Source organism: Roseitalea sp. (assembly GCF_984466335.1).
Genome location: NZ_CFIFWG010000131.1, coordinates 1 through 8839 on the forward strand (window position 1 = coordinate 1; position 8839 = coordinate 8839).

Annotated in this window: 8 protein-coding genes; 3 read left to right on the top strand and 5 right to left on the bottom strand. The window is 65.8% G+C overall.

The window, feature by feature from the left end; translation table 11 throughout:
- The 4 genes from AC5E6L_RS11680 to AC5E6L_RS11695 form a co-directional block, all read right to left on the bottom strand.
- A partial coding sequence (locus tag AC5E6L_RS11680; RefSeq protein ID WP_491773467.1) for a Na+/H+ antiporter subunit D occupies nucleotides 1–1356 on the bottom strand: 1356 nt, incomplete at its 3' end.
- A 19-nt stretch (nucleotides 1357–1375) separates the two neighbouring features.
- Nucleotides 1376–1753 (bottom strand): Na+/H+ antiporter subunit C, encoded by a 378-nt coding sequence (locus tag AC5E6L_RS11685; RefSeq protein ID WP_491229325.1) that lies wholly within the window; start codon nucleotides 1751–1753, stop codon nucleotides 1376–1378.
- Nucleotides 1753–2172 (bottom strand): Na+/H+ antiporter subunit B, encoded by a 420-nt coding sequence (locus AC5E6L_RS11690; RefSeq protein ID WP_491229326.1) that lies wholly within the window; start codon nucleotides 2170–2172, stop codon nucleotides 1753–1755. Before AC5E6L_RS11690 ends, AC5E6L_RS11685 begins: the two co-directional genes overlap by 1 nt.
- A gap of 4 nt (nucleotides 2173–2176) precedes the next feature.
- A complete protein-coding gene (locus AC5E6L_RS11695) occupies nucleotides 2177–4573 on the bottom strand; it encodes a putative monovalent cation/H+ antiporter subunit A (protein WP_491773470.1) in 2397 nt (798 codons plus the stop codon).
- 260 nt (nucleotides 4574–4833) lie between these two features.
- Between AC5E6L_RS11695 and msrB the strand changes: the two genes are divergently transcribed.
- Complete coding sequence (msrB, locus tag AC5E6L_RS11700; protein WP_491229328.1) at nucleotides 4834–5244, top strand: peptide-methionine (R)-S-oxide reductase MsrB; 411 nt, start codon at nucleotides 4834–4836, stop codon at nucleotides 5242–5244.
- On the opposite strand, the gene AC5E6L_RS11705 is transcribed toward msrB, so the two are convergent.
- A complete protein-coding gene (locus AC5E6L_RS11705) occupies nucleotides 5241–5876 on the bottom strand; it encodes a glutathione S-transferase family protein (RefSeq protein ID WP_491229329.1) in 636 nt (211 codons plus the stop codon). The genes msrB and AC5E6L_RS11705 overlap by 4 nt on opposite strands.
- Before the next feature lie 100 nt (nucleotides 5877–5976).
- Here AC5E6L_RS11705 and AC5E6L_RS11710 point away from each other — a divergent pair, with 100 nt between their 5' ends.
- Both AC5E6L_RS11710 and AC5E6L_RS11715 read left to right on the top strand, forming a co-directional pair.
- Nucleotides 5977–8103: a S9 family peptidase gene (locus AC5E6L_RS11710; RefSeq protein ID WP_491773472.1), complete on the top strand. Its 2127-nt coding sequence runs from the start codon at nucleotides 5977–5979 to the stop codon at nucleotides 8101–8103.
- A gap of 113 nt (nucleotides 8104–8216) precedes the next feature.
- Complete coding sequence (locus AC5E6L_RS11715; protein WP_491229331.1) at nucleotides 8217–8807, top strand: YceI family protein; 591 nt, start codon at nucleotides 8217–8219, stop codon at nucleotides 8805–8807.
- Nucleotides 8808–8839: the final 32 nt, after the last annotated feature.

Genomic DNA, 8839 nt, shown 5'->3' on the forward strand with positions numbered 1-8839 from the left:
GAAGGCGTAGGCGAACAGGCGCACGAGCGCGATCGTCGTCACGAAGCCGGACAGGAGGATGGCGCCGGCCAGCCACCAGGCGCCGACGTCGATGGAAGCCTTGACCAGGAAGATCTTCGGCCAAAGGCCCGAAAAGGGCGGCAGGCCCGATGCCGACAATGCCAGAACAAGGGCAATCACGGCGAGCGACGGCATGCTCGCATAGAGCCCCCCGGCGCGGTGCAGGTCGAACGTGCCCGCGGCCGCCCCCACGACGCCGACGAGCAGATAGAGCGCGGTCATGACGACCATGGAATGGGCCGTGTAGAAGGCCGCGCCCGAAAGGCCGGTGGCGCTGCCGAGCGCAAGGCCCGCCAGCATGACGCCGATGCCGGAGATGACCAGATAGCCCAGAAGCCGGCGCATGTCGGTCTGGGCGAGCGCGCCGAGCGCGCCGAGCACCATCGAGGCGGCCGCAACGACGGCGATCGCAAAGGCCAGATCGTCGCGATCGGCCGGAAAGAGCGTCAGCAGGATGCGCAGGAGCGCATAGACGCCGACCTTGGTCAAAAGGCCTGCGAAGACCGCGCCGACCGAAAGGCGCGGCGTGTGGTAGGAGGCCGGCAGCCAGAAGCTGAGCGGAAAGGCCGCCGCCTTCATGGCGAAGGCGAAGAAGAACAGCGCCGCGATCGTCAGGCGCGGCCCGACATCGTCCATCACGGCGGCCTTGCGCGCGATGTCGGCCATGTTGAGCGTGCCGAACAGGCCGTAGAGATAGGCGACGGCGATCAGGAACAGCGTGGTCGCGACCAGGTTGAGGAAGGCGTATTTGGTCGCGCCGTCAAGCTGTTCGCGGCGCGAGCCGAGAATCAGCAGCCCGAAGGAGCCGAGCAGCAGAACCTCGAACCAGACATAGAGGTTGAAGATGTCGCCCGTCACGAACGCGCAGATCACGCCCGCCAGCATCATCAGAAGGAACGGATAAAAGCCGTAGCGCATCTCGGTGTTGTCGATTTCCCGCAGCGCATAGACGCCCGCCGCGAGCCCGACAATGCCGCTGACCAGCGCCAGGGTCGCGCCGAGCGTGTCGGCGACGAAGGCGATGCCGAAGGGCGGCAGCCAGCGGCCCATCGCCATGATCACCGTTCCGTTCGCCAGAACGTGGACGAACAGCCCGACGACCGACAGCAGGATCAAGACCAGGCCGGTCAGCGCGATGGCGGGCTGGCGGCCGGTGTCCTTGCGCGTCATCAGGCAGATGGCGGCGAAGACGAAGCCGATGACCAGCGGCGCCACGATCAGCCAGTCGGCCAGGGCCGGCGCCTCGATCACGAAGGCGTCGGCAAGATCGACCTTGGGTTTGACGGTGGGGTCCATGCGGTGCGGCGTCCTTGGATCAGTAGCCCATCGGCGGCAGCGGCGCGCCTTCGGGCTCGGCGTCGCGCATGGCATGCGTGTCGTCGGTGCCAAGCTCCTGATAGGAGCGCATCACCAGAACCAGCAGGAACGCGAACAGGGAAAAGGCGATCACGATCGCCGTCAGCACAAGCGCCTGCGGCAGCGCGTTGGCGGCGCCCTCGACCGGCAGATAGAGGTCGCCGGGAATGATCGGCGGCACCTCGCGGGTGATCCGGCCCATGGCGAAGAAGCTCAGATTGGCGCCGGTCGACAGCGTCACCGCGCCGAGCAGGATGCGGATGATATGCCGCGACAGCATCAGATAGATCGAAACGGCGAAGTAAAGGCCGGTCAGGACGGCGACGGCTGTCTCCATCAGTCACGCTCCTTTTCTTCGAGCGCCAGCGCGATCGAGGTGACCGCGCCGAGCACGACCAGATAGACGCCCACATCGAAAATGAGCGTCGTGGACAGCTTCAACTCGACGCCGAACACGACCGGATAGATCCAAAGCCCCGTCATGTAGGGCACGCCGGCGAACAGCGAGAAGACACCGGCGATCGCGCCCAGAAGCAGACCGAAGCCCGAAATCGCCATGGGATGAAACCGGATCGCGCGGCGCACGGGCGACACGCCGCAGGCGATGCCGTATATGGCCAGCGCGGAGGCCGCGATCAGCCCGCCGATGAAGCCGCCGCCCGGCTCGTTATGGCCGCGCAGCAGCACGAAGACCGAATAAAGGATCATCAGGGCGGCGAGATAGGGCGCGGTGGCGCGGAAGATCAGCGTGCGCATCGTCTCACTCCCTTGCCGCCGAGGCCGGCCCGCCCGGCCCGGTCCCGGCCGGGGCGGCGGTAGCGGAGGCGGCCTTGGGGCGCGGTGCGCCCGAAAGGCTGCGCTTGGGCACGATCCGGAGCAGCGCGAGGATCGCAAGACCCGCCACCATCACAACGCCGATCTCGCCGAACGTATCCACGCCGCGGAAGTCGACAAGGATGACGTTGACGATGTTGCGGCCCTGGGCGAGCGAATAGGAATAAAGGTTGAAGAACTCGGTCAGCGTCCGGTCGAACGGCACCTCAAGGACCTGCAACAGGATGAAGGTCAGCGCCACGCCGCAGACGATCGCGACCGTGCCGTCGAGGCCGGTCTGCGCCCAGGACCGGTGGTCCTGCGGCGACAGGCGAAGCCGCGTCATGGCCAGCGCGAGAATGACCACGGTCAGCGTCTCGACCATGAACTGGGTGAAGGACAGGTCCGGCGCGCCCATCAGCATGAACAGGATGGCGACGGCAAAGCCCTGAATGCCGAGCGAAACGATCGCCGTCAGCCGGTCGGGCGCATAGACGACCGCGATCAGGCCGACGGCGGCGATCAGGAAGATCGCCCACTCGTAAAAGGCAAGATCCGGGAAGGCGGGGACGGACGGCCATTCACCGGCGGCGTACATGACGCCGAACAGCCACAGCGCCAGGAGCACGAACGTGGCGGTCATGTAGAATTTCATCTCACCGTTCTGGAGAACACGCATGAGCAGGGCCGACAGGCGAACCAGCCCCCGCATGAACTGGTCGAAGCCGTGATCGGGGCCCCAGCCGATCGCTTCGAGCGTTGCGGCCATGGCGGCGCGCAACCGGTCGAGCGCGAGATAGAGCGCGATGCCGAGCGCGACGGTGGCGATGGAAAGCCACAGCGCGATCCCCGGCTTAGGGATCACGGAGATCGTCACTTCGAGCGGCGTGCCGGCGACGGCCGAGGCCATCGGGCTGGATATCAGCTGATGGAACAGGCCCGACCACAACGCGGCGACAAGGCCCAAGGCGGCCAGGAGCACGGGACCGGCGAACATCAAAAGCGGCGCCTCATGGGCAGCCTTCGGCGTTTCGACCCTGGGGCCGAGAAACGGCTTGAGCGCGACGGCGAAACCGATCACCAGCATCAGGGCGCTGCCGACCAGGGCGATGGCGGTGATCGAGACCGACCAGGGATCGGCGGCCGCGACGCCGTAATAGATCTCCTCCTTGGCGAGGAAGCCGACAAAGGGCGGCAGGCCGGCCATCGACAGCGCCGACACGATCGCCGCGCCGAAGGTGACCGGCATCGCCGCCATCAGCCCGCCGAGCCTTGTGACGTCGCGCGTGCCCGCCTCATGGTCGACATTGCCGGCGACCATGAAGAGCGCGCCCTTGAACAGCGAATGCGCCACCAGATAGAGCGCGGCGCCCTTGATCGCCGTTTCGGTGCCGAAGCCGGTCAGCATGACGAGCAGGCCGAGCGAGGCGACCGTCGTATAGGCGAGCATGAGCTTGAGGTCGGTCTGGCGCACGGCAAGGAGCGTGCCGACAAGCAGCGTCGTGCCCCCGAAGACCGGCAGGATCGTCTCCCAGGCAAGAGTGTCGCCGAGCACGGGGTTGAGGCGCATCACCAGATAGACGCCCGCCTTCACCATCGTCGCCGAATGCAGATAGGCCGAAACGGGCGTCGGCGCCTCCATGGCGTTCGGCAGCCAGAAATGCAGCGGAAACTGGGCCGACTTGGTGAACGCGCCGCCGAGGATCAGCAGCAGCGCGGCCAGGTAGAACGGACTTTCGCGCAGCAGCCCGTCGGTCGCCAGCAACAACGAGAACTCGCTGACGCCGGTCACGTTCCAGATCACGACCAGGCCGGCCAGCATGATCAGCCCGCCGCCGCCGGTGACCACCAGCGCCTGCATCGCGGCGCGGCGGGAACGCTCATAGCCGTGCTTGAAGCCGATCAGCAGGAACGATGTGATCGAGGTCAGCTCCCAGAACACGAAGAACATGAAGAAGCTGTCGGACAGGACAAGGCCCTGCATGGCGCCCATGAACATCAAGATGAAGGACAAGAAACGCCCCTGCTGGGGATCGCCCTTCATGTAGCCGCCCGCATAAAGGACGATCAGCGCGCCGATGCCCGATATCAGCAGCGCGAAGGTCAGCGACAGCCCGTCGATCAGCCAGGAGAAATTGACGTTGAAGGACGGGATCCACTGATAGCCCCCCGTCACGCGCCCGCCATCGGCGATGACGGGAAGGTAGCCGGCGAAGTGGACGAAGATCAGCGCCGGAACGAGCGCCAGCACCCAGGCCACATTGTGGCGAAGAAGCTGAACGAGGACGGGAGCGAAAAGGGCCGCGACAAAGGGCGCAAAGAAGGCAAGAAACGTCAGATCCATCGGGTCGTGGCGCAGGTTGTCTTTTTTGCGGGGGACAAAAAAGCGGCGTGATTGCCGAAAGGTGCGCCGGATTTAGGCGGGAAGGGTTTGGGTGGCAAGACGGATGCGGCCCGATTTTGCCGTTTTTCGCATGAATCGCGCCCCGATGCGCGCAAGCCGGGCCCCAAACCGTACTCGCGCACCTCCGGCCGGACACCGCGTCTTGCCGCGTTTGGGCGTTGCGCCTATCTGTCGGGCGCAAACGGAGAAGCTGCATGACCATGACAAAGATAGCGCCGAAGCTCGTCAAGTCCGATGCCGAATGGCGCGCGCAACTGACCCCCGAGCAATATCACGTCACCCGCAAGCGCGGCACCGAGCGCGCGTTCACCGGCCCGAACTGGGACAACAAGGATGCCGGCCTTTACCGCTGCGTGTGCTGCGACAAGCCGCTGTTCCGCTCGGAGACCAAATATGATTCCGGCACCGGATGGCCGAGCTTCTACGCGCCGGTCGAGGGCGAGGCCGTCACCGAGCACAAGGACCGGTCGTTCTTCATGGTGCGCACCGAAATCCGTTGCGCCGACTGCGAGGCGCATCTGGGCCACGTCTTCAAGGACGGCCCCGAGCCCACCGGCCTGCGTTATTGCATGAACGGCGTGGCGATGCATTTCGAGGCCGACGAAAGCTAGCCGCCCTCGGCCGCTTCCATGGCGGCGATGTGGGCGGCGTCGATTTCCTTGGCCGCCTTGTAGGCCGCGCGCCCGCGCAGCCGCCCGGCATAGGCCTCGAACGGAGGACGGGACGCAAGCGTGCCGAACCGCAGTCCCCAGTCGACCTGCGCGCCGACATAGACATCGGCGGCCGTGAAGCTGTCGCCGCAGACATAGGCGCGCCCGGAAAGCCAGCCGGCGAGCGTGTCGACGGCCGCATCGTAGGTTCCGAACCCCAGGCTCGCCGACTTTTTCGCATCCAGCCCCTCGTCCCATTTCATGGCGCGCGAGGTGACGGCCTGCTCCACGGGCCCGGCGCTGAAGAACGTCCAGCGCAGACAGTCCGCCTTTTCGGCCAGCGTCCGCGGCGCGAGCCCGGCCTGGGGAAAGGCTTCGGCGAGGTAAAGGCAGATGGCGGCCGCCTCGGTGACGACGACGCCGTCATGGGCGATGGCCGGCACCTTGCCCATCGGGTTGACCGCCAGATAGTCCGGGCTCTTCATCGCGTCGTAGCCGACAATGACCTCGTCATACCCCACGCCCGCCTCGTGCAACGCCCAGCGGGCGATCTGCCCGCGGCTCATCGGGTTGGTGTAGAACGTCACGGCCATCGGGCTCGCCTCCGAATCGACTTTCTCGCCGCCCGGCGATTGCAATCGGGCGCGAGGATCGTACGTAAGCGCCGAACAGACAAGCCCGCCGGAGCCTTTCATGCAAACCCCGTTCAAGACCGACATGACCCCGCCCGCCGCCGAAAGGCGCGCCGTCTCGGACACACGTCACGGCATCACGCGGACCGACGAATATGCCTGGCTGCGGGCGGAGAACTGGCAGGCGGTTTTCAAGGACCCATCGGCTCTGGATGTGGACATCCGCGCGCATCTGGACGCCGAGAACGCCTATCAGAAGGCGCTGATGGCGGACACCGAAGACCTTCGCAAAGCGCTGTTCGGGGAGATGAAGGGCCGGATCAAGGAAGACGACGAGAGCGTGCCCGCGCCCGACGGACCCTGGGCCTACGGGTCGTCGTTTGCCGCCGGCGGACAGCAGCCGCGCTTTTATCGCGTGCCGCGCAACGATCCGCACGCCGAGCGCACGATCCTGCTCGACGGCGATCGCGAGGCCGAGGGCAAGCCCTATTTCCGCCTCGCCGGCGCCGACCACGCGGCCGACCATTCAAAGCTGCTGTGGAGCTATGACGACAAGGGCTCGGAATATTTCACCGCCCGCGTGCGCGATCTCGGCTCGCTCGAAGACCTTGAGGACATCGTCGAGGACACATCAGGCGGCGGCGTTTTCGATGCGGCCGGCCATGGCTTCTTCTACACGAAGATGGACGGGAACCACCGGCCTTCCAAGCTCTACTATCACAGGCTGGGAACGCCGCAGGCCGAAGACCGCCTGATCCACGAGGAAGCCGATTCGGGGTTCTTCATGAGCGTCGGATCGAGCCGGCTCAACGATTTCGTCTATGTGAACATACACGATCACGAAACGAGCGAGTTCCGCCTGATCGGCGCCGACGATCCGAAAGGCGCGCCCGTCATGGTCGAGCCGCGCGTCAAGGGCGTCGAATATGAGCTGGAGGAAGGCGGCGACGTCTTCTTCATCGTCACGAACGCGGACGGCGCCAAGGACTTCAAGATCGTGAGCGCGCCCGTCGAGGCGCCGCAAAAGGCCAACTGGACCGAAATCGTCGCCCATGAGCCGGGCCGGCTGATCCTCAAGCATCAGGCCTATGCGCGTCATCTGGCCTGGCTTGAGCGCAAGGACGGGTTGCCGCGCATCGCGGTGATGGAGCGCGCGAGCGGCCATATCCACCATGTCGCGTTCGAGGAAGAGGCCTACGCGCTCAGCGTGCAGGGCAGCCAGGAGTACGACACGGACGTCATCCGCTTCTCCTATTCGTCCATGACGACGCCGAGCCAGGTGTTCGACTACAATATGGCGACGCGCGAGCGCACGCTGCTGAAGACGCAGGAGGTGCCGAGCGGGCACGATCCGGCCGCCTACGTCACGCGCCGCCTGCACGTGCCGTCCCATGACGGCGCGCTCGTGCCGGTCTCGCTGGTCATGCGCAGGGGCACCCCGCTCGACGGCACCGCGCCCTGCCTTCTTTACGGCTACGGCTCCTACGGCATCGCGATCCCGGCCGCCTTCAACACCAACTGCCTGTCGCTCGTCGATCGCGGCTTTGTCTACGCCATCGCCCATGTTCGCGGCGGCAAGGACAAGGGCTTTGCCTGGTACGAGGACGGAAAGAGGAAGGCAAAGGCCAATACGTTCAAGGACTTCATCGCCGCCGCCCGCCATCTGAGCCAGCACGGCTACACATCGCCCGACCGCCTCGCGGCCCAGGGCGGTTCGGCCGGCGGCATGCTGATGGGCGCGGTCATGAACATGGCGCCCGAAGCCTTCGCCGCGATCATCGCCGAGGTGCCGTTCGTCGACGTGCTGACCACCATGCTGGACGACACGCTGCCGCTGACGCCGCCCGAATGGCCCGAATGGGGCAATCCGATCGCCTCGGCGGACGATTACGCCACCATCGCCGCCTATTCGCCCTGCGACAATGTGGGCGCGCGACGCCACCCTGCCCTGCTGGCCGTCGCCGGGCTGACCGATCCCCGCGTGACCTATTGGGAACCGGCCAAATGGGTGGCCAAGCTGCGCGCGGCGGCGCCCGACGGCGGACCCTACATGCTCAAGACCAACATGGGCGCCGGCCATGGCGGCGCCTCGGGACGGTTCTCGCGGCTTGAGGAAGTCGCCGAGGTCTACGCGTTCGCGCTCAAGGCCGTGGGCGCGGACCGTTCAAGGAAAGTTGACGGTCTGTAACCGCAACGACCGGGCGCTGCCGATTGCACGTCGCATCGCGCGCCCTACTCTTTTGAGGCGGAGCGCGATCGCGCGGCCGCATCCGGCGACAATCACCCATTGGGAGAGAATTGATGAACCGTTCGATGACCAGGGCCGCGGGCCTTGCCCTTGCAGCCAGCGTGGCGGCACTTCCGGCCGTTACGGCAAACGCGGCGCAATGGACCCTGGATTCCAGCCACAGCCAGGTGGTGTTTTCCTACAACCATCTTGGCTATTCGACCACCTACGGTATGTTCTCCGGCTTCACCGGCGAGATCACGTTCGATCCGGAAAAGCCAGAGCAGGGCTCGGTGAGCGTCGAGATCCCGACCGAAGCGCTGATCACGGGCTGGCCGCAGCGCGACCAGCACTTCCTGTCGGCCGACTTCTTCGACAAGGACGCCGCGCCGGCGATCACCTTCACCTCGACCGCAATCGAGGTGACCGGCGAGAACACCGCCAACATCACCGGCGATCTGACGATGAACAACATCACCAGGCCGGTGGTTCTGGAGACGGTTTTCAACGGCATTCGCCCGCATCCGCAGGCCAACACGGATTGGACCGGCTTCAGCGCGACGACCAACATCCTCCGCTCGGAATGGGACATGGGCCTGGCCGCGCCGTTCGTCAGCGACGAGGTCGCGATCGCCATCGAGATCGAGGCGCAGCCGGCCGAGTAAAGGCGGCTTAGGGCCTTTGGGGGACTTTGTAT